Annotated in this window: 22 protein-coding genes; 12 read left to right on the forward strand and 10 right to left on the reverse strand. The window is 62.5% G+C overall.

Annotated elements, in window-relative coordinates; genetic code table 11:
- Positions 1 to 192: 192 nt before the first annotated feature.
- Positions 193 to 564: a hypothetical protein gene (locus tag OIM99_RS24625; RefSeq protein WP_311853167.1), complete on the reverse strand. Its 372-nt coding sequence runs from the start codon at positions 562 to 564 to the stop codon at positions 193 to 195.
- 183 nt (positions 565 to 747) lie between these two features.
- Positions 748 to 1503, reverse strand: coding sequence for a 16S rRNA (uracil(1498)-N(3))-methyltransferase (locus OIM99_RS24630; RefSeq protein ID WP_311853168.1), 756 nt, complete (start codon positions 1501 to 1503; stop codon positions 748 to 750).
- Between the two features lie 275 nt (positions 1504 to 1778).
- Between OIM99_RS24630 and OIM99_RS24635 the strand changes: the two genes are divergently transcribed.
- Both OIM99_RS24635 and ubiA read left to right on the forward strand, forming a co-directional pair.
- Positions 1779 to 2228, forward strand: coding sequence for a hypothetical protein (locus tag OIM99_RS24635; RefSeq protein ID WP_311853169.1), 450 nt, complete (start codon positions 1779 to 1781; stop codon positions 2226 to 2228).
- A gap of 3 nt (positions 2229 to 2231) precedes the next feature.
- Positions 2232 to 3185 (forward strand): 4-hydroxybenzoate octaprenyltransferase, encoded by a 954-nt coding sequence (gene ubiA / locus OIM99_RS24640; RefSeq protein ID WP_311853170.1) that lies wholly within the window; start codon positions 2232 to 2234, stop codon positions 3183 to 3185.
- Between the two features lie 6 nt (positions 3186 to 3191).
- Here ubiA and OIM99_RS24645 read toward each other — a convergent pair whose 3' ends face one another.
- Positions 3192 to 3731 (reverse strand): DUF6101 family protein, encoded by a 540-nt coding sequence (locus tag OIM99_RS24645; protein WP_311853171.1) that lies wholly within the window; start codon positions 3729 to 3731, stop codon positions 3192 to 3194.
- Positions 3732 to 3898: 167 nt separating this feature from the next.
- Entirely contained in the window at positions 3899 to 5266 is a 1368-nt protein-coding gene (locus OIM99_RS24650) for a glutamate--cysteine ligase (RefSeq protein WP_311853172.1), read from the reverse strand.
- Between the two features lie 258 nt (positions 5267 to 5524).
- Here OIM99_RS24650 and OIM99_RS24655 point away from each other — a divergent pair, with 258 nt between their 5' ends.
- Complete coding sequence (locus tag OIM99_RS24655) at positions 5525 to 5710, forward strand: Flp family type IVb pilin (RefSeq protein WP_311853173.1); 186 nt, start codon at positions 5525 to 5527, stop codon at positions 5708 to 5710.
- A gap of 44 nt (positions 5711 to 5754) precedes the next feature.
- Here OIM99_RS24655 and OIM99_RS24660 read toward each other — a convergent pair whose 3' ends face one another.
- Positions 5755 to 6291, reverse strand: coding sequence for a hypothetical protein (locus OIM99_RS24660; RefSeq protein WP_311853174.1), 537 nt, complete (start codon positions 6289 to 6291; stop codon positions 5755 to 5757).
- A 176-nt stretch (positions 6292 to 6467) separates the two neighbouring features.
- Here OIM99_RS24660 and OIM99_RS24665 point away from each other — a divergent pair, with 176 nt between their 5' ends.
- A complete protein-coding gene (locus tag OIM99_RS24665; protein ID WP_311853175.1) occupies positions 6468 to 7208 on the forward strand; it encodes an SOS response-associated peptidase in 741 nt (246 codons plus the stop codon).
- Positions 7209 to 7226: 18 nt separating this feature from the next.
- Here OIM99_RS24665 and OIM99_RS24670 read toward each other — a convergent pair whose 3' ends face one another.
- Complete coding sequence (locus OIM99_RS24670; protein ID WP_311853176.1) at positions 7227 to 8531, reverse strand: UDP-glucose/GDP-mannose dehydrogenase family protein; 1305 nt, start codon at positions 8529 to 8531, stop codon at positions 7227 to 7229.
- A 126-nt stretch (positions 8532 to 8657) separates the two neighbouring features.
- Between OIM99_RS24670 and OIM99_RS24675 the strand changes: the two genes are divergently transcribed.
- The 4 genes from OIM99_RS24675 to OIM99_RS24690 all read left to right on the forward strand — a co-directional run bounded on the left by OIM99_RS24675 (position 8658) and on the right by OIM99_RS24690 (position 12851).
- Positions 8658 to 9851, forward strand: coding sequence for a 3-hydroxybenzoate 6-monooxygenase (locus OIM99_RS24675; protein ID WP_311853177.1), 1194 nt, complete (start codon positions 8658 to 8660; stop codon positions 9849 to 9851).
- Complete coding sequence (locus tag OIM99_RS24680; RefSeq protein ID WP_311853178.1) at positions 9848 to 10306, forward strand: MarR family transcriptional regulator; 459 nt, start codon at positions 9848 to 9850, stop codon at positions 10304 to 10306. Before OIM99_RS24675 ends, OIM99_RS24680 begins: the two co-directional genes overlap by 4 nt.
- A gap of 229 nt (positions 10307 to 10535) precedes the next feature.
- On the forward strand, positions 10536 to 11894 hold the full coding sequence (locus OIM99_RS24685) for an MATE family efflux transporter (protein ID WP_311853179.1): 1359 nt from the start codon (positions 10536 to 10538) through the stop codon (positions 11892 to 11894).
- Positions 11895 to 11942: 48 nt separating this feature from the next.
- Complete coding sequence (locus OIM99_RS24690) at positions 11943 to 12851, forward strand: DUF937 domain-containing protein (protein WP_311853180.1); 909 nt, start codon at positions 11943 to 11945, stop codon at positions 12849 to 12851.
- A gap of 3 nt (positions 12852 to 12854) precedes the next feature.
- On the opposite strand, the gene OIM99_RS24695 is transcribed toward OIM99_RS24690, so the two are convergent.
- From OIM99_RS24695 to OIM99_RS24705, 3 genes are all read right to left on the reverse strand, one after another.
- Positions 12855 to 13730, reverse strand: coding sequence for an NAD(P)-dependent oxidoreductase (locus tag OIM99_RS24695; protein ID WP_311853181.1), 876 nt, complete (start codon positions 13728 to 13730; stop codon positions 12855 to 12857).
- A gap of 98 nt (positions 13731 to 13828) precedes the next feature.
- Positions 13829 to 14578, reverse strand: a complete 750-nt coding sequence (locus OIM99_RS24700) for an enoyl-CoA hydratase-related protein (protein WP_311853182.1) — start codon at positions 14576 to 14578, stop codon at positions 13829 to 13831.
- Positions 14575 to 16347 carry an acyl-CoA dehydrogenase gene (locus OIM99_RS24705; RefSeq protein ID WP_311853183.1) on the reverse strand — a complete coding sequence of 591 codons (1773 nt, stop codon included), beginning with the start codon at positions 16345 to 16347 and terminating at the stop codon, positions 14575 to 14577. The genes OIM99_RS24700 and OIM99_RS24705 overlap by 4 nt, the downstream gene beginning before the upstream one ends.
- A 161-nt stretch (positions 16348 to 16508) precedes the next feature.
- On the opposite strand from OIM99_RS24705, the gene OIM99_RS24710 reads away from it, so the two are divergent.
- The gene (locus OIM99_RS24710; RefSeq protein WP_409371579.1) at positions 16509 to 17507 is read left to right on the forward strand and encodes an L-threonylcarbamoyladenylate synthase; all 999 of its coding nucleotides are present in this window, start codon (positions 16509 to 16511) and stop codon (positions 17505 to 17507) included.
- A gap of 15 nt (positions 17508 to 17522) precedes the next feature.
- Here OIM99_RS24710 and OIM99_RS24715 read toward each other — a convergent pair whose 3' ends face one another.
- Positions 17523 to 18521 carry a tripartite tricarboxylate transporter substrate binding protein gene (locus OIM99_RS24715; protein WP_311853184.1) on the reverse strand — a complete coding sequence of 333 codons (999 nt, stop codon included), beginning with the start codon at positions 18519 to 18521 and terminating at the stop codon, positions 17523 to 17525.
- A gap of 156 nt (positions 18522 to 18677) precedes the next feature.
- Between OIM99_RS24715 and OIM99_RS24720 the strand changes: the two genes are divergently transcribed.
- The 3 genes from OIM99_RS24720 (at position 18678) to argE (ending at position 22686) form a co-directional block, all read left to right on the forward strand.
- Positions 18678 to 20990: a fused MFS/spermidine synthase gene (locus OIM99_RS24720; protein ID WP_311853185.1), complete on the forward strand. Its 2313-nt coding sequence runs from the start codon at positions 18678 to 18680 to the stop codon at positions 20988 to 20990.
- An 83-nt stretch (positions 20991 to 21073) separates the two neighbouring features.
- Positions 21074 to 21490: a Co2+/Mg2+ efflux protein ApaG gene (apaG, locus tag OIM99_RS24725; RefSeq protein ID WP_311853186.1), complete on the forward strand. Its 417-nt coding sequence runs from the start codon at positions 21074 to 21076 to the stop codon at positions 21488 to 21490.
- Positions 21491 to 21513: 23 nt separating this feature from the next.
- Positions 21514 to 22686, forward strand: a complete 1173-nt coding sequence (gene argE / locus OIM99_RS24730) for an acetylornithine deacetylase (RefSeq protein WP_311853187.1) — start codon at positions 21514 to 21516, stop codon at positions 22684 to 22686.
- The last annotated feature ends 73 nt before the right edge of the window (positions 22687 to 22759 follow it).

Raw genomic sequence — 22759 nt, forward strand, 5'->3', positions numbered from 1 at the left:
GGCCAAGGTGCAGGCGGAGGGCCAGCGCGTCACCGATACGATCGCTCTGTTCCAGGCTTTGGGCGGTGGCTGGTGGAACCGCCCAGGCCCGCTCGTACCGCAGGGCGTGCCTGCCGAAGGAACGCCGCAGACCGTCGCCGCAAATTAAGCGGCGACACGCTGTCCGTTCACAAACGGGCTAACGGCAAAAAACTAACGGAACGACGGCGCGAAAATGGGGTTCTCGTTCGGCAGCCGCAGATGCGCGCGGCTCGGGCCATCACGATCTTCGCCGGACATGTAAAAGCCGTTGGTCATCTGTCTGCCCAACGGTGCCGGAGGCGGGCCCATCGGCGGACGCTGATCCACACGGCGCTGCACGCGCACGCGCCCGCCGATCCGCGCACAGCCGCCATCGGTCGTGGAGACAAAGCCCGAACCATAGATCGCGCAACGATTGGCCTGTGCCAGCCGCGTGACTTGCGTATCGGCCGCAAATCCGGGCGTGGTCAGCAGCAGACACAATGCGCCCGTCTGCGAGAGGCGGGAGAGCACCATAGGCTGAAGAGGACGATGATCCGTCAAACTGTGCCGCCGTAGCTGCTGGATGGGCCGGAAACGAGGATGATATGCCGATACGCAGGCATAAGGCCGATTGGATCGGCTGACCATCGATTGATACGAAGATCGTGGCAAGATCAAGATGATGTCGCCATTGTTGCCCGGGTTCCACAATCTTGGCCGAGGTTTTGCGCGCGCCGTGTTGTGTCAGCCACGCCAATCGCCGATGGCAGCCTGGACCACGGCCAGGGCCGCGACCGCCGCCGTATCGGCGCGCAGAATGCGTGGTCCCAGCGAGATGCCGATGACACCGGGCACGGCATTGATCATCTTGCGCTCGGCATCGTCGAAACCGCCCTCGGGGCCGATCAACACAGCGAGTGCGGGGGCGGGCGTGTCGGCGACCGCATGGCGCAGCATCTGTACGGGCTCGGCGATGGCGGCATCCTCGTCGCAGAAGACGAGCCGGCGCGCTGCGGGCCAATCGCGCAAGATCCGCTCGAGATCGATCGGTTCCGCAACGTCCGCTATTGTCATGATGCCGCATTGCTCCGCCGCTTCGATCGCATTGGCCTGCAAGCGCTCAAGATTGACGCGCTGCACCTGCGTGCGACGCGTCAGCACCGGCTGCAACTTGCTGGCGCCCATTTCGACGGCCTTTTGAGCCATATAATCGAGGCGGGCGTGTTTGATCGGGGCGAACAGATAATGCAGGTCGCATGCGGGCTGTTGCGCGCGCGCCTGCTCGCTGATTTCGAGGCGCGCCGATTTGCGCGTGCCCGGTGCGATCCGGGCCGACCACTCGCCGTCGCGGCCGTTGAACACCAGAATCGTGTCGCCTTCGCGCAGCCGCAGCACGTTGAGAATGTAGTTCGATTGGTCGCGCTCAAGATCGACGACAGCGCCAGCCGCAAGCGGCTGGGGAACAAAAAGACGTGTAGCGGCAAAATCGTAGCGGGGCATCGGCAGGAAGATTCCAGGATTTGACCATCGAGAAAAGCCCGGGAAACGCGTGGATTGTGCGGTGCCAGGCTCAATCAGGGCCGTTTTCCACGAATCCGTCCTATTTTGAAGGCTAAATCGCGAAATTCCCAGGCTCTTGCCGTAAGTGACACTAGATTGTTAAAAAGCCCGCCAATTGAGAGGCTGACTCCTCATGCGGCGGAGCAGTTTCAGCCGGGGCCCGCTGTGATCATGCGGCGGGCCAGATGCGCAGCGAAGGTAAGTAGAGGATGGCCATGAACCCGACACCCCGCGCTGGTTTGAAACCGGTGCTCGCGACCTTGGTCGCTGCCGGGCTGCTCACCGCGGCGGCGCCGGCATTCGCGCAGTCGTGCAACGAGGACATCGCCAAGTTTCAACAACGGCGTGAGGCTCAGATCGCTGCGCTGAACAATCTCAGCAAGAAGGGCAAAGGCAAGCTCGATCCGATCGCCGCTTGTCCGCGTCTGCGCGGTCTGGTGGCCGTCGAAGGCGAGATGTTCGCTTATATGACCAAGAACCAAAGCTGGTGCGGTATTCCCGACGATGTGATGGGACAGGTCAAAGACGGTCGCGGCAAATCCGCCAATCTTGCCGCGCAAGCGTGCAAGGCCGCCGCCATGGCGCGCAAGATGCAGGAACAAGCTCGTGAAGGTGGCGGGCAAGGCGCGCCGCAGGCGCCGCGGTTGCCCTCCGGCCCGCTCTAAGCCTTGGCGAGCGAACCGTCTTCCAATGTTTCACGGTCGCTGCCCGATTCCGTTTCGGGCAGCCTCGTTCTAAGATGGGCGCCTGACGCCGCGATTCCCTTCATTCAATTGGCGCGCATCGACCGGCCGATCGGTTGGTGGCTGGTGCTGTTGCCGTGCTGGTGGTCGGCGGCTCTGGCCGGCATTCAGCAAGGCAGCGGACCCAACTGGTGGCACGTGCTGCTGTTTCTGATCGGCGCCATTTCCATGCGGGGTGCTGGCTGCGTCTACAACGACATTGTCGATCGCGACATCGATGCGGGGGTTGAACGCACGCGCGGACGGCCTTTGCCGTCAGGCCGCGTCTCATTGACCGCAGCGGTTGTCTTTCTCGTTCTGCTATCGCTGATTGGCGCCGCGGTTCTTCTGTCATTCAACCGCTTCGCCATTGTCACCGGCCTCGCTTCGCTGCTCATCGTCGCGATCTATCCATTCATGAAGCGGGTGACGTCCTGGCCCCAGGCGGTGCTCGGGCTTGCTTTTGCCTGGGGCGGTCTCATGGGTTGGGCGGCGGCTTTTGGCTCGCTCTCCTGGCAGGCCGTGCTGATCTATGTCTGCGCGATCTTCTGGACCATCGGCTACGACACGATCTACGCGCTGCAGGATGCGCGTGATGATGCCATCGTCGGTGTCAAATCGACCGCGCGCCTGTTCGCGCAAAATGTTCGGCTTGGCGTGGCGATCTGCTACGTGCTGGCGCTCATCTGCGCGGCTCTCGCGATTGCGGGCGTGCACGGTGGCGTTCTCGCCTGGGCTGGCTGGCTGGCTTTTGCCGCCCATCTGGGCTGGCAGGTCAGCCGCATTGAGCGGGCCGACACGCGCGTCGCGTTGATGCTGTTCCGCTCCAATCGCGACGCGGGCCTGCTTTTCTTCGCCGGCCTTGCGGCCGACGGCATGTTGTCGCGCGGGTTATTTTAACAGCTATCAGTGCCGCGCGATGATCTCGCGTTCGCCGTGATGCACCACATCCATGCGAACGAGCGCGCCGGGCTTGCGCCGACGCAGGAACCGGCCGCGGCGGGCGAGCAGCGTCGTTCCCTTGCGCGCATGGTCTTGCGGCCTGGCACAATCGATGTCGCCGAGACGCCGGCGGATGCATTCCATCTGGCCGCCGGCTCGTTCGACATAAAGCGGCAGCGCGAAATACTCGCCCCAATATTGCAGATGAGCGAAAGCTTCGCGTTCGTCGCCGGTATCGGCGAGCAGAATGCGCAGATCGGCATCGCTATGGCTGAGGCTCACCAGATAACGTTGGCTATTGGCCGTTTCGCCGGTGGCCTTGAACACGACGCCGCGATAGGCGCGTGCCGGCACGCGGATTTTCATCCGCACGCCATTGCGGCGCCGGCGGATGACGATGCCCTGCCGCAGCAACGTCACTTCGCGCTGGCCACCGTCGGCGCGCGTGTCGACGCAGGCCAGCGTCGGCCATTCCGATTTGAGATCCTGTGCTTCATTCGCCATTTGACTGCCTCGTCCGGGTTTCCGGTTCTGAGGTCAGCCTAGGCGTCGATGGCGGGAGATCGCCTAACAGGTCTGGTTAAGGGCCGTTAATCGTGCCGCTATGCGCAGGTTTCAGCCGCTAGGCTCAATATGGCCTTCGGCAATTCATTCAAATTGTCAGTATCTAGCTAAAGCCGCGCCTCGGCGAAAATTGGCAGGACGGAATGTTTCCACGGTCCGTTGAACTCGGCGATGAGGTCCTGCGCCGCGGTGCGGCCGGTTTCGACACGATGGTCGAGCAGATCGAGAAAATGCCCTTCGTCGCGGCCCTGGGTATCGCGCCTGGCGCGCCGCTGCAGACCTTCGCGGGCCAGCGCCAGGACATCCCGGCCGATGTCGCGCAGACTGCGCCCGGCGATCTGGGCATTGAGCCCGATCTGGGGAACGTCGTCGCGCAATCTTTGCCGTTCGGTGGCGCTCCAGCGGCGGACGATTTCCCAGGCGCCATCGAGCGCGGCCGCATCGTAGAGCAAGCCGAAATAAAGCGCCGACATCGCCACCACGTGATCGGCCGAACCCATGTCGGCGCCACGCATTTCTAGAAAACGCTTCAAGCGCACTTCCGGAAAGATGGTCGACAGATGGTTGGCCCAGTCCGACACCGTGGCGCGTTCGCCTGGCAAAGCTTCGAACGAGCCGGCCATCAGATCGCGGAAGTCGGCGCCGGCGACGTCGTGATAGATATCGCCGCGCTTGACGAAATACATCGGCACTTGCAGCGCATAGTCGACATAGCGCTCGAAGCCGAAGCCTTCTTCGAAGACGAAGGGCAACATGCCGGCGCGTTGATTGTCGGTGTCGCGCCAAATCTCGGAGCGTTCCGACAAGCGCCCGTTGGTCTTGCCTTCGGTGAAGGGTGAATTGGCGAAGAGCGCCGTCGTCAGCGGTTGCAAGGCCAGCGAGACGCGCAGCTTCTTGACCATGTCGGCTTCGGAGGTGAAGTCGAGATTGGTCTGCACCGTGCAGGTGCGATACATCATGTCGAGGCCACGGGTGCCGACTTTCGGCATGTAGCCGGTCATGATCTTGTAGCGGCTCTTCGGCATTTTCGGCGTTTCGGCCAGCGTCCAGAGCGGGCTCATGCCGAGGCCGAGAAAACCGATGCCGTGCCGTCCCGCCACTTGATTGGCGAGCGCGAGATGGGCGTTGAGTTCCGCGGCCGTGTCGTGCGCGCTGGCCAGCGGCGCACCCGACAGTTCGAACTGACCGCCAGGTTCCAGAGAAATGGCGCCGCCGCGATCGTCGAAAAGGCCGATCAGCGCTTCGCCATCGAAAATCGGTTGCCAGCCGGAGTCCGCCTGTATGCCTTCGAGCAGGGCGCGAATGCCGTGGTCGCCGTCATAGGGAACGGGGGATTGGTCAGCCACGTAGAACGGGAACTTCTCGTGTTCGGTGCCCACGAGCAGATCGCCGCTTTGCTTGATACCCTGTTCAAACCAGGCGACGAGTTCGTTGCGCGATTCGATTGGTGTGGTGTCGGACGTGTCGCGCGCCATGAAACTCGTTTTTGAGACGTTGGGTTGCAAAACGGCCCCCCAGGGCCGGAGTCTTCATAGGCGGGCGCGAGGAGCTATGCAACGGTAGGACGCGCGATCGGCCACTGTGCTGATTTCACGGTGATTTGAAGGGAAAAGGGGCGGGCGCGGCGCCCCGGCCAAACAAGGTTAAAGCCCGTGAACTGAATTAAATTTGCCCGGTTAATCAGGCGATTAACATTTATGGCCATAGTGGGGGCACTACCGGGAGGGCGCCCCATGTCATGGTTTTCGAAGTCATGGTTTTTGAAATTCTTGCGAGACACCGAGGGAGCGACCGCAGTTGAATATGGAATCATCGCCACCGCCATTGCGCTAGCGATTGTCGCCGGGACCACGCTGATCGGATCGGAAATGCGCGACAGATATTATAGCCCGGTGGCCAACAGCATGACCCTGGGGTGAGAGGCGGGCCGGCGAGCGGCCCCGTTCTTACGAGCAGCCCGTTCTTATTCGGATGTCGGGAAACGAGGCTTCGCCCAGAAGTCGCGGACATCAGCCAGCGCCTTGATCCGCACCGCCATCAACCGATCGGCACGCGCTTGCGCGTCCTCGGCCGTGTCGGCTGTGCCATGATTGACGAGCGCGACCGCACGACTGAGCTTTTCGCGCAGCGCCGCCGTCGCGCGCTCGCAAATCGCCGCCAGGGCCTGCGGATCGTCCGTGCCCTTGGTCTTGATATGTCGGCGGATCGACGCGACGGTTCCGGTTGCGAGCCGATCGAGGTCGTCGACGATGGCCTCGAAACGGCTGCGGAAGCTCGGATTGAGGCGGTTGTAGTCGGCGAGCGCGGACCGGCTTCCCGGCAAGATCGAACGGGAGAAATATTCCTGATAGGTGACGGGCTTCCAGGCCAAAAGATCGTCGAACAATTCCGGCATCGTCGGCAATTGCTCGATGATCATCAAAATCTCGTTGAAAAGATTAAGGTAATCGTTGGCCAGACCAGACGCCGGGTTGACGAGAGAAGGCGCCGTATCATCCATCGCAGACACGCTGTTGCTGGCCGAACTCGACCCGTTTGACATGTTCATCCGTTCGCACCGATTCGGTCGCGCTCACAAAAGTTGGGGTAATTTAGATGGCGAATGATAATAAGAGATTGCCAAATCATCTGAAATTCGGCCGGCCTTTTGCTTTTTAGCGATCTGGATTTTTGATCATGTGCGGTCGTTTCGCGGTGACGCAGGCCCCCGACAGCATTCGCGCTTTTTTCCGCTACGTCGAACAGCCGAATTTTCCGCCGCGCTACAACATCGCGCCGACGCAGCCGGTGCCGGTGGTCCGTGTCGCCGACGGTCCGGGCGGCAAGTCGCGGCATTTCACGCTTCTGCGTTGGGGTTTTCTGCCGGGATTCGTCAAGGACCCAAAAGATTTTCCTTTGGTCATCAACGCGCGTTCCGAAACGATTTTCGACAAACCGAGCTTTCGCAACGCCATGCGCCGCCGGCGCTGCATCTTCATCGCCGATGCCTTCTATGAATGGCAGCGTGGGTCGAAAGCCAAGGGACGCAGCAAGACGCTCGTGCCCTATCTCATTCGCCGTCGTGACGGTGCGCCGATGGCGCTCGCCGGCCTGTGGGAAAATTGGATGGGACCGAACGGCGAGGAAATGGAAACCGCTTGCATTGTCACCACCGCCGCCAATGCGGTGATGGCGCCGATCCATGATCGCATGCCGGTGATCCTCGAGCCCGAGGATTTCGATGTCTGGCTCGAGAATGATGCGGTCGATGCGGAGGAGGCCGCGGCTCTGATGCGACCCGCCGGCGAGGATGTCCTGGAAGTGTTCGAGGTTTCCTCGGCCGTCAACAAAGTCGCCAATGATTCACCCGAGGTGCAGATGCCGGCGACGCATGAGAAGCCGCCGCCTGATGACGGCGGCTACGGCATGCTTTTTTGAGGCGTCAAGACAAAGGCCCTAAACGCGCCCCACGCTGATGTAAGTGAAGTCGTGCCGGAGCATTTCTTCGGGACGATAGATGTTGCGCAGATCGACCACGATCGGCTTGGCCAACAGATCGCGAATGCGCTTGAGATCGAGCGCGCGGAACGCATCCCATTCGGTGAGGATGACCAGTACGTCGGCATCGCGCGCGCATTCATAAGCATCGTCGCAGAACGTGACGCCGGGAAGGAGCGGCCGCGCCTGCTCCATTGCTTCGGGATCGTAAGCGCGAACAGCAGCACCGCGTTGCTGCAAGGCCGGCACGATGGTGAGGGCCGGGGCCTCGCGCATGTCGTCTGTATTCGGCTTGAAGGCCAGTCCCAGAACCGCCAGCGTTTTGCCGACGACCGAGCCGCCGCAAGCATCGAGAATTTTCTCCGCCATCCGCTGTTTGCGCGCTTCGTTGGAGGCCGCGACCGTCTCGACGATCCGCACTGGCGCGCCGAAGTCGTGACCCGTGCGGATCAGGGCCATCGTATCTTTGGGGAAACAGGAGCCGCCATAGCCGGGCCCCGCATGCAGAAACTTCGAGCCGATGCGATTGTCGAGGCCGATGCCGCGCGCCACGTCTTGCACGTCGGCGCCGGCCTTCTCGCACAGGTCGGCGATCTCGTTGATGAAGGTGATCTTGGTGGCGAGAAAGGCATTGGCGGCATATTTCGTCAGCTCCGCCGTCCGCCGCGCCATGAAGACCAAAGGCGATTGATTGAGATAGAGCGGACGATAGATTTCCGTGAGGATGTCGCGGGCTTTGGCATCGTCGGTGCCGACGACGATGCGATCGGGCCGTTTGAAATCCGAAATGGCCGCGCCCTCGCGCAGGAATTCCGGATTGGAGACCACGGCGAATTCCGCATCCGGCCGCCGCTCGCGGATGATCCGCTCGACCTCATCGCCGGTGCCCACCGGCACGGTGGATTTGTTGACGACGACGGTGAAGCCTTTCAGGGCGTCGGCAATCTCGGCCGCCGCGGCGTAGACATAGGCGAGGTCCGCATGGCCATCGCCGCGCCGCGACGGAGTACCGACGGCGATGAAGACCGCATCGGCTTCCGCAACCGCCGGGGCAAGATCGGTAGTGAACGACAGGCGCTGCTGGCGGACGTTGCTGGCAACGAGAGGCGCCAAGCCAGGCTCGAAAATCGGTATTTCGCCCCGCTTGAGCGCGGCAATACGGTCGACATTCTTGTCGACGCAGACGACCGTATGGCCGAAATCCGCGAAACAGGCGCCTGAAACCAGCCCGACATAGCCGGACCCAATCATCGCAATACGCATGCGTTCTCCGTCGTTGTCGTCCGGGCGGCCTTATAGCCGATTCCGGTCACGCGTCGATTGACTGCATACATATTATATGTATAGATACAATTACGATGCAGGCAAAAGCTACTGGGAGGACGAGTGATGGCTGCTTCTCACGACAATACGGTGCTGGTCATTGGCGGGGGCATTGGCGGTATGGGCTGTGCTTTGGCGCTCAACCAGGCCGGCTTTGACGTCGAGCTGATCGAACAGGCCGCTGAAATCGGCGAAATCGGCGCCGGCATCCAGTTAGGTCCCAATGCTTTCGCGGCGATGGATGCGCTGGGCTGCGGTCCGCGCGCCCGGGCGCGCGCCGTCTATACCGACGATCTCATCATGATGGACGCCGTCGACGAGAGCGTCGTCGGCAAGATTTCGGCGCGCGAAGAATTTCGTGAGCGCTTCAAAAATCCTTACGCGGTGATCCACCGCGCCGACATTCATCTGTCGGTTTATGAGGAAGTGCAGACCAAGTCGAACGTCCGCTTCCACACCAATTCGCGCATCGAGAGCATCGATATCGACGACAAGGGCGCGCGCGTGCGCGATGCCAATGGCAAGGAATATCGCGGCATCGCTTTGATCGGCTGCGACGGCGTCAAGTCCGTCGTGCGCGAGAAGCTCGTTGGCGACGGGCATCGCGTGCCGGGCCATGTGGTTTATCGCGCCGTGACGCCGCGCGACGAATTCCCCGCCGATCTGCGTTGGAATGCGGCCACCATCTGGGTCGGTCCCAACTGCCATCTCGTTCACTATCCGATGCGCGGCGGCGAGCAATACAACATCGTCGTCACCTTCCACAGCCGTGAGAAAGAAGAATGGGGCGTGCGCGAAGGTTCGCGCGAGGAAGTGCAATCTTACTTTCAGCACATCGCGCCGCGTCCGCGCCAGCTCATCGACAAGCCGACGTCGTGGCGGCGCTGGTCGATCGCCGATCGCGATCCGGTGGAGAAATGGGGTGAGGGCCGTGCCACCTTGCTCGGTGATGCCGCTCATCCGATGCTGCAATATATGGCGCAGGGTGCCTGCATGGCGCTGGAAGATGCGGTGACCCTGCGTGAGGCGCTACGTGTCCACAAGGGCGACCTCCAAAAGGCCTTCCGGCTCTACGAAGAGAAACGCATTCCGCGCACGGCGCGCGTGGTCTATTCGGCGCGCGAAATGGGTCGGCTGTTCCATGCCGGCGGCGTCGAGCGGCTGGTGCGCAACCAGCTCTGGCAGGGCCGCAGCCAGGAGCGCTACTACGATGCGCTGGAATGGCTCTACGGCTGGTCGGTCGAGAAGTGTCTCGCATGAGTACGACGCGCGCCGATATCGAATCTTCCGTGGCGCTCGATATGGACGCCATGCCGGGCCACTACATTCGCCGCCTGCAACAGGTGGCGGTGCGGCTGTTCTCGGAGGAAGTCGGTTCGGAGCTGACGCCGGTGCAATTCGCTGCGCTTGTCGCCATCGCCCAGCGCAGCGGCTTGGGGCAGGCGGATCTCGCCGCGCAGATCGGCTACGATCGCGCCACCATCGGCGGCGTGATCGATCGGCTCGAAGCCAAGGGCTGGGTCAGCCGCACGCCTTCGCGCGAGGATCGCCGGCAGAATATCGTCGCGATCACGCCGGCGGGCGAACAGGCCATGGCGCAGGCGACATCGGCGGTTGAAAGGGTGCAAACCCGTTTCCTGTCGCCGCTCAATTCGGACGAACAGCAGGTGTTCGAGCAGATGTGCCGCAAACTGCTGGGATATCACCTGGGCTGATATTCCAATTTATTCTTTCTTAGATTGCCAGTCGCGTTCGGGTGGTTTTCCGGTCCACCCGTCGCTCAATTGCCATGATTGGCGGACAAGAGAACGGGCTCCTCGTAATTTCGCGATCAAATGCTATGACTGGTCGGCTTCCTGCCAGAATCCGACCTGCCGGTGGATGATTTCGTGATGTCCGGCTTTCGGTTCGAGTTCATTTCTGTTTTTTCCGGATCGAGTCCAGATGTCTTCCGTTCCTTCCCTCGGCAGTCGCGCCGCCTTCACGCAAGGCCCGATCATGCGCCATGTGATCGTCATGGCGACGACCGGCTCGATCGGCCTGATGGCGATTTTTTTCGTCGATTTGCTGTCGCTGCTCTATGTGTCTTGGCTCGGCGATCACGCGCTGACAGCGGCCGTCGGCTATGCGACGCAGGTGTCGTTCTTTCTGATCTCGATCAGCATCGGCTTTTCGATCGCGGTGGGTGCTTTGGTGGCGCAGGCGATCGGTGCCGGCGACAAGGCGCGCGCCGGCCGTCTCGCCGCCTCCAGCCTCGTCCATGTCGCGGTGGCCTCCGTGGTCTTGACGCTGGCGATGCTGCCGTTCCGTCGCGATCTGCTGCATTTGCTCGGTGCGCGCGATCACGTCCTCGACGTCTCTTCGACTTTTCTGCTGATCTCCCTGCCGTCGTTGCCGTTGATGTCGGTCGGCATGGCGTTCGCGGCTCTGCTGCGGGCGCGCGGCGACGCACGCCGCGCCATGTATGTAACACTAGGTGGCGGCCTCGCCACGGCAGTCCTCGATCCGATCTTCATTTTCGCGCTTGGATTGGGCGTCAATGGTGCTGCCATCGTCACTGTTCTGTCACGTCTGTGTTTTCTCGCTGTCGGCGCCTGGGGCTGCATGCGCGTGCATCGCATGGTCAGCCGGCCACAGCGTCATGCCTTGCTGCCCGATCTGAAAATCATGATGCGGATCGCCATCCCGGCGATCCTGACCACGCTTGCCGCGCCAGTCTCGACCTCTTATGCGCTGAGCGTGTTTGCCACCTTCGGCCAGGACGTGGTCGCCGCCTATACGATCGTCGACCGCATCATTGGCGTCTCTTTCGGGCCGCTGTTTGCTCTGTCGGGCGCCGTCGGTCCGATCATCGGGCAGAACTATGGGGCGCGGCTGTTCCCGCGCATTCGCCGGACGCTGATCGACTGTTTCACGCTCTCGAGCGGCTACAGCCTCGCGGTCTGGCTCATCCTTGCCCTGGCGGCGCCGTTGATCGTCAAATTGTTCGACGCGTCGTCGATGACGGCTGAGCTGATCATGTTCTATTGCCGCTTTGGCGCGATAGCCTGGGTGTTTCTCGGCTGCATGTTCGTCGCCAATGCGGCTTTTAACAATCTTGGTTACCCGGTGTTATCGATGGTCTTCAACTGGGGCCGCTCGACGCTCGGCACGATTCCCTTCGTCACCATCGGTGCCAAGCTCTGGGGGCCGGAAGGCGCGATGATGGGCATGGCGGCTGGCGCGGCTCTGTTTAGCCTGATTGCGATCTTCGTCGCTTTCTATGTCACAGGCCGTCTCGCCCGGGTGCGCGAAATGGGATAAGAAGGCGCAGGTGTGGCATTTGGCGTGGCGTTAGAGAAAGGGACGGACATGTTTAATCTCTACGAAATCGTGCAGGCTTCGCAGGGGGGTGATGGCGTCAAAACCCTGGCGCGCATGTACGGTCTGTCCGACCAGCAGGCGGAAGCGGCGGTCGGCGCGATCTTGCCGGCGATGTCGCAGCGTCTGCAAGCCAAGGCGCAAGACCCGCAAGGCATGGCCGAACTCTTCTCGGCGATGATGAACGGCCAGGGCATGGCTGCTTTCTCCAATCCCGCCGCGGCGCAATCAGGAGACGCCCGACAATTCGGCCGCGATATGCTGGGCCAGATGTTCGGCGATCGCGATGCCTCCCGCCAGCTCGCCGCCCATGCGGCGCAAGCGGCCGACGTCAGCCAGGACATCATGCAAAAGCTGATGCCGGCGATCATCGCCATTGTCATGGGCGGCCTGACCAAGTCGATGAATGACAAGGGCCTGGGCGGCATTTTGGAACAGATCGGCGGCGCCTTCGGCCAGCCGGGTCCGCAGACCGCGCCGCAAAGCGGTAGCGGCCTGCCGGGCAATGGTCTTCCTGGCGGGCTCCCTGGTGGTATGCCCGGCAACGGTCTTCCAGGCGGAGCCGGTGGCGGTCTTGGTGATATCCTCGGGCAAATCCTGCAAGGCACGTTCGGCCAGCCGCCGCAGGCCGGTGCGCCCGGCGGCGGCGACATTCTCGATCAGGCCGGTCGGACACCGCAGGCGGGCGGCGCAACACCGCAAACACCGTCACCCAATGCGACCCCAGGCGCGACGCCGGGATCAAGTCCGATGGCTTTCCCTGGCGGCTTCGACCCGAAATCGATCCAGGCGGGCATCGACATGCTGGGCAAGATTCTCGGTCACGGCACCCAGCAGGCGCCGCAGCAGCAGGCCAATCTCAACGACATTCTCGGCCAGCTGTTCGGCAACAAGCGATAAGCTTTATTTCAAGGCGGCAAGGCTGACCGGCGGAACGCTATCCGCCGGCACAAAGAAATCTTGTGCCAGCGCCTGGGCCGGATTGACCCGATACTGGTCGAAATCGCGCACGCCGTTCTCATAGAGGAAGGTGTCGTCGATGATGAACTGGCCGGTGAGCGTTTTCGCGGGCGAACAGAAAATCATATGCGCCGCGTCGGCGAGAATGTCGGGCGTGCGCGAGGCCTGCATCAGCGCATCGCCGCCGAGCAGGTTCTTGATCGCCGACGTGGCGATGGTCGTGCGCGGCCACAGCGCGTTGACGGCAATGCCTTTGCGGCGCAGTTCGCCGGCCAGTCCCAGCACCACCATGCTCATGCCGAATTTCGCCATCGTATAGGCGGTGTGCGGCGCGAACCATTTTTCCTTCATGTCGAGCGGCGGCGACAGCATGAGGATGTGCGGATTCTCAGCCTGGGCCAGGAAAGGCACGGCGAATTTCGACACCATGAACGTGCCGCGCGCATTGATCTGATGCATCAGATCGTAGCGGCGCATGTCGGTGGCTTGGGAATCGGTGAGAGAAATGGCGCTGGCATTGTTGACGACGATGTCGAGCGAGCCGAAATGCGCGGCGGTCTTTTCGATCGCCTCGCGCACCTGCGCGTCTTCCCGGACGTCGACGAGAAGCGGCAGGGCCTTGCCGCCAGCCTTCTCGATGTCTTCCGCCGCCGTGTAGATCGTGCCGGGCAGCTTCGGATGCGGCTCGGCGGTCTTGGCGGCGATGGCGATATTGGCGCCATCGCGGGCGGCGCGCAGCGCGATGGCAAGGCCGATGCCGCGCGAGGCGCCGGTGATGAACAGGGTCTTGCCGGCGAGCGTGCCTGTGGGCGTCGTCATCGTGGTGCTCCTTGCAATAGCGTTTTCAAGCGAAGTGGACACCGGTTCGCGTGAAGAAAACGCGTCAAAACAAAACCGATCTGGTTATTTCTTGGATGCTATTTCTTGGATTTCGCCATGAACGCCGTGAAGGCGGCGCGCGCTTCGTCGGATTTCAGCGCCGCGCCGAAAGCCCGTGCCTCCACGCCCATCCGATCGAGAATGGTGTCGCGATCGCCACGCATCAGCCGTCGCGTCGTCGCCACCGCATTGCGCGGCTTGGCGGCCAGCGTTCGCGCCTTCTCCAGCGCATGGGCATGCAACCGATCCTTATCGACGACCGCGTTGACGAGGCCGACTCGCTGCGCCTCTACAGCGTCGAAACCTTCGCCCAGCAGCAGCCATTCGCTCGCCTTGGCGATGCCCACGCGTTCCGGCACCAGAAGGGAGGCGGCGGCCTCGGGCACAAGGCCGAGATCGACGAAAGGCATGCGGAAAGCCGCATCGGGTGCCGCGTAGACGAGATCGCAGTGAAACAGGATCGTCGTGCCGACACCGATTGCCGCGCCTTCCACCGCCGCAACGATCGGCTTGTCGCAAATGGCGAAGCGCCGAATGAAACGCAGCGCCGGAAAATCCTCGATCGCGCTGGTTGAGGAGAGGAAGTCGGCGATGTCATTGCCTGATGTGAACAGGCCGCCGCTGCCGCGCAGCAGCAAGGCGCCGATCTTGCCGTCGGCCTCCGCCGCATCGATGGCGGCGATCATCGCCTCATACATGGCGCCGGTGAGCGCGTTCTTCTTGTCCGGCCGGTTCATCGTGATGGTGAGCACGCCATCGGCCGCGGCTGTGGTGATATGATCGTTCATGATGCGAGCGCCCGTTCAGCGGTGTGGACGGAGGCAGCGCCGCCGGTCACGGTCCATTCGAGTCCCTTGGCGCCGACGCAGAGATTCTCGGCGAAGAAGCGGGCGATATCGACATGGGCTTCATGGCCATTGGCATTCAGCGCGGCCAAGCCCATGCGGGCCAAAGCCGTGCCGCCGCGCGCCAGGCCGAAGAGGCGCAGATAGGGCGTGGCGCCGGCCAGCGCATCGTCGGGGCGCGCCGCGAGCGCGTCCAGCATGTAGCGCGTGGCTATCTCCAAAGCGTCGACACATTCGCCAAGACGGGCGGCACTGGCGCCGAAGGCTGGATCATTGACCTTGGCGACATCGGCGACGACCGCACGCATGTCGGCGATCTCGCGCGCCACCGTCTCGCCATTGGAGAGCGGTAGTTTGCGTTGCACCAGATCGATGGCCTGGATGCCGTTGGTGCCTTCATAGATCGCGGCGATGCGGGCATCGCGCATGAACTGCGCCGCGCCGGTTTCCTCGATGAAGCCCATGCCGCCATGCACCTGCACGCCAAGCGAGGTCACTTCATTGCCGATGTCGGTGGAGAAAGCCTTGGCCACCGGTGTCAGCAGGCTGGCACGTTCGTTCGCCTGCTTGCGCGCGGCGGCATCGGTGGCGCGATGTGAACGATCGATCGCCTCGGCGGTCATGTAGCAGATGGCCCGCGCTGCCGCAGTGCTGGACTTCATGGTCAGCAGCATGCGCCGCACGTCGGGATGCAGAGCGATGGGGCTCATGCCCTGGCCGGTGAAGCCGGTGGCACGGCCCTGCCGGCGCTCATTGGCATAGTCCACGGCCTTCTGGGTGGCGAGTTCGGCGAGCGCCACGCCCTGCAGGCCGACGCCGAGGCGCGCATTGTTCATCATCGTGAACATGCAGGCGAGGCCTTTGTTTTCCTCGCCGACGAGATAGCCGACGGCACCGTCCTTATCGCCATAGATCATCGTGCAGGTCGGCGAAGCGTGAATGCCCATCTTGTGTTCGAGGCTGTGGCAGCGCACGTCGTTCAATGCGCCGAGCGCGCCGTCACTGCCGGGCAGATATTTCGGCACCAAGAAGAGTGAAATGCCGCGCGTGCTGGCGGGCGCGTCGGGCAGGCGGGCCAGCACGAGATGGACGATGTTCTCGGCCATGTCATGTTCGCCATAGGTGATGAAAATCTTCTGGCCGAAGATGCGATAGGTGCCGTCGGCCTGTTTCTCCGCCCGCGTACGTAGAGCGGCGAGATCGGAGCCGGCCTGCGGCTCGGTGAGGTTCATCGTCGCCGACCATTCGCCGGAAACGATTTTCGGCAGATAGGTCTGCTGCAGTGCCTCGGAGCCGTGGCGTTCGAGCGCCAGAATGGCGCCGGAGCTCAGCATCGGGCAGAGCATGAAGGCCATATTGGCCGAAGACCACATTTCCAGGCAGGCGGAATCAAGGAGATGCGGCAGGCCCATGCCGCCGGCCTCCTGCGAGGCGGTCACGCCGGCCCAGCCACCTTCGATCCACTGGCCATAGGCCTGTTTCCAGCCCGGTGCGGTCGTGACCACGCCGTCGGCCAGTTTTGCGCCGTTCTGGTCGCCCTGCCGGTTGATCGGTTCGAGCACGCCTTCGGCGAAGGCGGCGGCCTGTTCCAGGATCGTCGCGGCAAAACCGTCGCCCAGATCCGTGTAAATGCCGTCGGCGACGCCACGATCCATGCCGGCGGCATGGGTCATGGAAAATAGAATGTCGTTGAGGGGAACCCGGTAAGTCACGTGTGGCTCCTTTAGCAATCCTGCCCTTCTTGACGCAGAAGCCCGTGCAGCCGACAAGCCATCAACGGGCGGCGGAATTTGGTTTATATGTAAACTATATACAGCCCCTTTCCAGCCCTTGGCAACACGAATCCGGGTGAACGGACAAAACGGTGGAAGACATGGTGGCGGAATTGGCGAGCGAAATGGCGGCCCAAGGCGAACGGGGACACTCTCTTAACCGTATGAATGCAGGGCCGGAAGCGGTCGAGCGGGCGGTCGAAATTTTGCGCTCCGGCGGCCTCGTCGCGCTGCCCACCGAGACGGTCTACGGCCTCGGCGCCGATGCCACCTCCAGCGAGGCGGTGGCCAAGATTTTCGCCATCAAGGGGCGGCCAAGCTTCAATCCGCTGATCGCACACGTTGCCGACATCGTCGCGGCCGAGCGGATTGGCGTTTTCGACAAATATGCGCTGACGCTCGCCCGCTCCTTCTGGCCGGGCCCGATGACCATAGTCGTACCGATCCGCCCCGATTGTCCGGTTTGCGAACTGGCGCGCGCGGGTCTCGACACGATCGGCCTGCGTGTGCCGGCCAATGCGACGACGCTTGCCATTCTCGAACAGCTTGATCGGCCGGTGGCGGCGCCCTCGGCCAACAGCTCCGGCCGGCTCAGCCCGACCACCGCCGATCATGTCGCCGACGATCTCGGCAGCGGCGTTGATCTCATCATCGATGGCGGTGCTTCGCGCATCGGCGTCGAGTCGACCATCATCGCCTGCCTCGGCGGCACGCCCGTGGTATTGCGGCCGGGCGGCACGCAGCGCGAGGAGCTGGAGGTCATTCTCGATACCGAATTGGCCGACCCCGCCGACGACAAGGTCATCGCGCCGGGCATGCTGACGTCGCACTATGCGCCGCATGCGCGCCTGCGCCTCAATGCCACCGATGTGAAGCCTGGCGAAGCGGTGCTCGATTTCGGTGGGCAATTGTCCGGCGGTGTCGTTCATATCGATTTGTCTCCGGACGGCTTCCTCGAAGAGGCGGCGGCCAATCTCTTCGCCTCTCTGCATCAGCTCGATGCCGCCGCTGTCGATCAGGTCGCGGTGGCGCCGATCCCCAATGATGGATTGGGCGAGGCAATCAACGATCGGCTGCGCCGCGCCGCCGCGCCGCGTTGATCCTTCAGCGCCGCTCTATTCGGCGCTGATGCCGGCCTCCTTGATCAACTTGCCCCATTTATCGGTCTCGCCGCGGATCAATTTGCCGAAGTCTTCGCCGCTGGCGCCCAGCGGTTCGGCCGCCAGCGCCGCCAGCCGTTGCTTCACATTCGGATCGGTCAGGGCCTGCTGCGTATCGCGGGACAGGCGCGCGACGATCTCCGGCGGCGTTTTCGCCGGCACGAGCGTGCCGAACCAGGCGGAGACATCGAAGCCTGGCACCGTCTCGTTCACCGGCGGCAGATCGGGCACGAAGGCCGAGCGTTTCACCGTCGTCACCGCGAGACCTTGCAGCGTTTTGCCCTGCACCTGCGGCAGTGAGGAGGTGATATTATCGAACATCAGATCGCAGCGCCCGCCCATCACGTCCTGTACCGCCGGCGCGCTGCCGCGATAGGGCACATGCGCCATCTGAATGCCGGTGAGCTTCTTGAACAATTCGCCGCACAGATGGATCGATGTGCCGACGCCCGATGATGCATAGGACAGCTTGCCCTGGTTGGCGCGACCATAAGCGACGAGCTCGGCAACCGATTTGAACGGCGCGTTCACCGGCGCGATCAGCATGTTCGGCATCATGGTGATCAGCGACACCGGCGTGAAATCGCCGATCGGATCGTAAGTCAGCTTTTTGTAGAGGAAGGCGTTGAGCGCGAGACCGATGGTGCTCATCAGCATGGTCTCGCCATTGGGATCGGCGCGGGCCACCATTTCGTTGCCGATATTGCCGCCGGCGCCGGCCTTGTTTTCGACGACGATGGATGTGTTCCACATCTGCCCGAGCTTGTCGGCAACAATGCGGGCGATGACGTCGGTGGCACCGCCAGGGGTGAATGGCACCACCATGCGGATGGTCTTGCCGGCCGCGAAGGGCGACTGCGCCCAGGATGGATGCGTCAGAATGGCAGGCGCCGCGATGCTCGCCCCGATACCCGCAAGCGCCCGGCGGCGCGAAATCCCGAATGCCTTGTCCATGGAGGTCCCTCTCTTCCTCATGGTGCAGTCTAGCGCGATTACGATTTGATCCAACTGGACGAAGGTCGCCGTTGCCGTGGCGAACGGTTGGCTGGGAGCGTAGCAGGGTTCCTTAACGCCGGCCCGCTAGCCTCGCGGGATCAAAAGAGAGTTCCCATGACCACCCTTGATATCCCGCCCCAGGGTCATGCGACAACCGGCGTCAGCCGGGCGCTATTGCCCTTTTTCGTGGTCACGATCTTCACATCGGCACTGCTGCTGTTCGTGCTCGAACCGATGTTCGCCAAGATGGCGTTGCCAGTACTGGGCGGTTCCCCTTCCGTATGGTCCGTGGCAGTGGTCTTCTTTCAGGCGCTGATGTTCGCTGGGTATTGCTATGCCCATGCCCTGACCCGTTGGATGGATCCGCGCTGGGGGACGCTCGCTCATGTGGCCCTGCTGGGCGCGGCCTTTCTGTTCCTTCCCGTGACTCTGCGGGCCACAGGCGCGCCACCCACCGAGCATGATCCGACATCGTGGCTGATCATTCTGTTCACCATATCGATCGGCTTGCCTTTCTTCGCTCTCTCTGCCCACGGACCTCTGCTTCAAGCCTGGTTCGCCCGCTCTGGCCATAGCCATGCGCGCGATCCCTATTTTCTTTATGGTGCTTCCAATATCGGTTCGTTTGTCGCCCTTGTCGCTTATCCCTTTGTGATTGAACCTCTGTTTGGCTTGCGCGCGCAGAGCCAGGGATGGACGGTCGGCTTTACGCTCCTGGCCATGATGATGATCGTCTGCGCGTTCAGCGCGTTCCAGCGTTACGACGGTGTCACCATCGCCGATGGTATCGGATCGCAGGCAGAAGCCGGTCCGGCCATCGCGCCCACAACGATGATGACCTGGGTGATGCTGGCCTTCGTACCCTCGGCACTACTGGTTTCGGTCACGGCGCACATTTCTCATGATGTGGCGGCGGCACCTTTGCTCTGGGTCATGCCGCTGGGCTTGTATCTTCTCACCTTCGTCATGACATTCCGCAGCCGCTCCAGGGAGGCGCAAGCGGCATTCGAGAACACGCTCTCGGTCATGCAACCGTGGCTGTCGGCGATCGTGCTGATGGTCCTCTGTGTCGGCACTTTGGCATGGATAACGCTCAGCTTTGTCACGCATCTGGCCTTGTTCGTCGTCAACGCCCTGGTGTGCCATGCAGCGCTCTATCGACTGCGGCCGCCTTCGCGGCATCTGACGCTCTTTTATGCCGCCATGTCGCTGGGTGGCGCACTTGGCGGTGCTTTTGCAAGCCTTGCCGCGCCGCTGTTGTTCTCCAGCGTCATCGAATATCCTCTACTGCTGGCGCTGGCCTTGTTTTGTCGACCGGGCGCTGTTGCCGAGATACGGGTTTTCGCTGCTTCGGTCTGGGCCAAGATCGTGGCCGCCACGGTGGTTTTGGTGCTCGCTGCGATCGCGCTGGCGCTCTTCGTTCCGGCCGAACTCGGTTACAAACTGCTTGCTGGTATGATCGGCGCGGTGTTGCTGCTCAATTGGCGTTCCGCTGGCCGCACGGCCATCTTTGGTGTCGCTGCGACGATCGCCATTCTGTTGCTGCATACGTTCACACCTGGTCGCGAATCTTTTCGCTCTTTTTTCGGCGTTCATCGTGTGGAGGAAGTGCGGGACGGCAAGTTCCGTACGCTGTCCCATGGCAAGATCATGCACGGTGCCATCCGCATCCGCAACGATGACGGTTCGACGGTGACCGGCAAGCCGCTGCCGACGACCTACTATGCTTTCGACGGCCCGCTTGGCGAGGCTATTGCCACCGCGCGCCAAGCGAGCGGCAACGGCAAACTCAATCAGGCCTCATTCATCGGATTGGGGACCGGCGCACTCGCCTGCCATGTTCGCGAAAGCGAGGCGGTGACCTTCTTCGAGATCGATCCGCTCGTCGTTTGGCTTGCGCGCGATTCCGGCCGGTTTCGTTTCCTTTCCGACTGCGCTCCGCACGCTCATTATGCTCTGGGCGACGCACGCCTGACCTTGGCTCAGCAGCAGAACAGGAGCGACATCATCGTGGTCGACGCATTCTCGTCCGACGCGATCCCGACCCATCTGCTCACCCGCGAGGCCTTCGAACTCTATTTGCGTGAGCTCGCGCCGCAGGGCATGATTGCGGTTCACATTTCCAACAATTCGATGGACTTCACCGACATCATCGGCCGGGTCGCAACAGACCTTGGCCTTCACGCCTATGTCCGGCGTGATCTGGCGGTCATCGACAATCATCCCGAATTTCGTTCGGCCAGCGTCGTTGCGGCGATTGTTCGCGATCCCGCCGATGCGCGAGGATTGCTGGGAGGCAGCGGCGGATGGAGTAAAATCGAGACGACGTCACAAACGCCACTGTGGACGGACGATTATTCGACTGTTCTGACCGCGATCCTGGCGAAACTGCGTATAGAGGTCGCCAATCTTGGATTTTTCAAATAGTTGTAAAAAACACCCGATAGCCTATCTTTTTTGCAGATGCGAAGGGCTCGACGACGGCTATGGGTTTGGGGCAAACTGGCGCCATGTACAAATCAACGACCCACAACATTGAAGTGACCGTCGAGCCGGAATTTCTGGCCGACCGGTCGCAGCCTGACGCCGGGCGGTTCTTCTGGGCCTACTCGGTCGATATCATCAACATGGGCGACCATGCCGTGCAGCTCATGCACCGCCACTGGCAGATTACCGATGCCAATGGCCGGCGCGAGGAAGTGCGCGGTCCTGGCGTGGTCGGCGAACAGCCGGTCCTGCAGCCGGGCGAGAAGTTCCGCTATACCTCGGGCTGCCCGCTCACCACGCCGTCAGGCATCATGGTGGGCTCCTATAGCTTCGTCGATCTCGAAGCCGATAAGGAAGCGGGCAAAGAAGCGGAAAAGTTCGAGGTCGACATCCCGGCCTTTTCGCTCGACAGCCCCCACGCCCGACGCGTTCTCAACTAGAGCTTCGCGCTCACGGAGTTGGCATGTCTGCCGCGACCGACGATCGTCTCTCCCGCACCATTGATTTGATGGCGCGGTTGATCGCCTTCGACACCGAAAGCTCGAAGTCGAACCTGCCGATCGTCGCCTTCATCGAAGACTATCTGCGCGAACGCGGCGTCGCTCACGTCACCGTGCCGAACAAGGCCGGCGACAAGGCGGCGGTGTTCGCCACCATCGGGCCGATGCGCGATGGTGGCATCGTTCTGTCGGGCCATACCGACGTGGTGCCCGTCGTCGGCCAGAGCTGGACGAGCGATCCGTTCACCGTGCGCCGTGATGGCGCGCGGTTCTTCGGTCGCGGCACCTGCGACATGAAAGGCTTCGATGCCTGCTGCCTCGCGATGGTCGAGGAGTTTCAGGCGGCCGATCTCAAGGTTCCGATCCATATTCTGCTCAGCTACGACGAAGAGACGACTTGTCTCGGCCCGGTCGATACGATCGCGCGGTTTGGCGCTGATCTGCCGCGGCCGCGTGCGGTGATCGTCGGCGAGCCGACGCAGATGCAGGTCGCCGATGCGCATAAAAGCATCGCCACCTTCATCACCACCGTGCATGGCCACGAAGCCCATTCCTCCAAACCCTTTCTGGGCGCCAATGCCATCGAAGGCGCCGCCATGCTGGTGACCGACCTCTACAGGCTGGCCGACGAATTGGCGGAGGAGGGCGATCCATCCGGGCGTTTCGAGCCGGCTTTTTCCTCACTCAGCGTCGGCACGATCAGCGGCGGCACGGCGCGTAACATCCTGGCCAAGAGCTGCACGTTCCTGTGGGAGTTTCGCGGCCTGCCGGGCGTTGCCCAGAACCGGGCGCTGCGCCGGCTGGAGGACTATGCCGCCTCCACCGTTCTGCCGCGTCTGCGCCGCTACGCGCCGGACGCACGCATCGAGACGGTGACCGAGGTCGAGGTGCCGGGCCTGGCGGCGGAGCCGGGTTCGGTCGCCGAAACCCTGGCGCTGAAGCTGACCAAATCGAACCGCACCATCGCCGTGCCCTATGCCACCGAGGCGGGACGTTTCCAGACCGCCGGCGTGCCGACGGTGGTGTGCGGGCCGGGCAGCATCGACCAGGCGCATCAGCCCGACGAATTCGTCGAGGAAAGCGAATTGGCTGCCTGTCTCGGCTTCCTGCGGGCACTGACGCTGGAAGTATCCTAGATAAAGCGTCCGATTGCCGCTGGGGCCTCTTGAGGGATGCGCCGGTCGGCTGGACCGCCTATATTACAGGCAC

It is taken from the genome of Methylocella sp. CPCC 101449, from assembly GCF_031921685.1.
GTDB lineage: Bacteria > Pseudomonadota > Alphaproteobacteria > Rhizobiales > Beijerinckiaceae > Terripilifer.

What these genes read in the sequence shown, in the direction of transcription:
- OIM99_RS24710 (WP_409371579.1), top strand. Translation starts at nt 16,509, where the DNA reads ATGGTGGCGGAATTGGCGAGCGAAATGGCGGCCCAAGGCGAACGGGGA.
- OIM99_RS24635 (WP_311853169.1), top strand. Translation starts at nt 1,779, where the DNA reads ATGAACCCGACACCCCGCGCTGGTTTGAAACCGGTGCTCGCGACCTTG.
- OIM99_RS24690 (WP_311853180.1), top strand. Translation starts at nt 11,943, where the DNA reads ATGTTTAATCTCTACGAAATCGTGCAGGCTTCGCAGGGGGGTGATGGC.
- OIM99_RS24675 (WP_311853177.1), top strand. Translation starts at nt 8,658, where the DNA reads ATGGCTGCTTCTCACGACAATACGGTGCTGGTCATTGGCGGGGGCATT.
- OIM99_RS24650 (WP_311853172.1), bottom strand. Translation starts at nt 5,266, where the DNA reads ATGGCGCGCGACACGTCCGACACCACACCAATCGAATCGCGCAACGAA.
- OIM99_RS24715 (WP_311853184.1), bottom strand. Translation starts at nt 18,521, where the DNA reads ATGGACAAGGCATTCGGGATTTCGCGCCGCCGGGCGCTTGCGGGTATC.
- OIM99_RS24670 (WP_311853176.1), bottom strand. Translation starts at nt 8,531, where the DNA reads ATGCGTATTGCGATGATTGGGTCCGGCTATGTCGGGCTGGTTTCAGGC.
- OIM99_RS24700 (WP_311853182.1), bottom strand. Translation starts at nt 14,578, where the DNA reads ATGAACGATCATATCACCACAGCCGCGGCCGATGGCGTGCTCACCATC.
- OIM99_RS24695 (WP_311853181.1), bottom strand. Translation starts at nt 13,730, where the DNA reads ATGACGACGCCCACAGGCACGCTCGCCGGCAAGACCCTGTTCATCACC.
- OIM99_RS24685 (WP_311853179.1), top strand. Translation starts at nt 10,536, where the DNA reads ATGTCTTCCGTTCCTTCCCTCGGCAGTCGCGCCGCCTTCACGCAAGGC.
- OIM99_RS24645 (WP_311853171.1), bottom strand. Translation starts at nt 3,731, where the DNA reads ATGGCGAATGAAGCACAGGATCTCAAATCGGAATGGCCGACGCTGGCC.
- apaG (WP_311853186.1), top strand. Translation starts at nt 21,074, where the DNA reads ATGTACAAATCAACGACCCACAACATTGAAGTGACCGTCGAGCCGGAA.
- OIM99_RS24655 (WP_311853173.1), top strand. Translation starts at nt 5,525, where the DNA reads ATGTCATGGTTTTCGAAGTCATGGTTTTTGAAATTCTTGCGAGACACC.
- argE (WP_311853187.1), top strand. Translation starts at nt 21,514, where the DNA reads ATGTCTGCCGCGACCGACGATCGTCTCTCCCGCACCATTGATTTGATG.
- OIM99_RS24665 (WP_311853175.1), top strand. Translation starts at nt 6,468, where the DNA reads ATGTGCGGTCGTTTCGCGGTGACGCAGGCCCCCGACAGCATTCGCGCT.
- OIM99_RS24680 (WP_311853178.1), top strand. Translation starts at nt 9,848, where the DNA reads ATGAGTACGACGCGCGCCGATATCGAATCTTCCGTGGCGCTCGATATG.
- OIM99_RS24660 (WP_311853174.1), bottom strand. Translation starts at nt 6,291, where the DNA reads ATGGATGATACGGCGCCTTCTCTCGTCAACCCGGCGTCTGGTCTGGCC.
- OIM99_RS24630 (WP_311853168.1), bottom strand. Translation starts at nt 1,503, where the DNA reads ATGCCCCGCTACGATTTTGCCGCTACACGTCTTTTTGTTCCCCAGCCG.
- OIM99_RS24720 (WP_311853185.1), top strand. Translation starts at nt 18,678, where the DNA reads ATGACCACCCTTGATATCCCGCCCCAGGGTCATGCGACAACCGGCGTC.